The sequence below is a fragment of the Vibrio sp. 03_296 genome (genome assembly GCF_002265885.1).
Genome location: NZ_NPKW01000743.1, coordinates 1 through 366 on the forward strand (window position 1 = coordinate 1; position 366 = coordinate 366).

General features: G+C 50.8%; 1 protein-coding gene. It reads left to right on the forward strand.

From position 1 onward, the window contains the following. Positions 1-366 (forward strand): AbgT family transporter (locus tag CIK04_RS27575; protein ID WP_176463454.1); only part of this gene is annotated, 366 nt, incomplete at both ends.

The window sequence follows — 366 nt, forward strand, 5'->3', positions numbered from 1 at the left end:
GGTCGTCACCCTCTTGCAGGTATCGCGGCTGCGTTTGCGGGTGTATCAGGTGGCTTCTCTGCCAACTTTATCCCTTCAGGTATCGACCCTCTATTGGCTGGCTTTACACAAACGGCAGCTCAGGTTCTCGATCCTGCGTACGTGGTTAACCCACTAGCAAACATCTTCTTTACTGGCCTTTCTTCAGTCATCATTGTTGCTATTGGCTGGTACGTAACAGAGAAAATCATCGAGCCTCGTCTTGCGAGCACGCCGATTGATGACGATGCGGAAAAAGCACCAGATCTTGGTTCATTCACCGAGTTAGAATCGAAAGCGTTCCGTTACGCTGGTTGGGCGATGATGGCAGGTATTGCGCTGCTTATC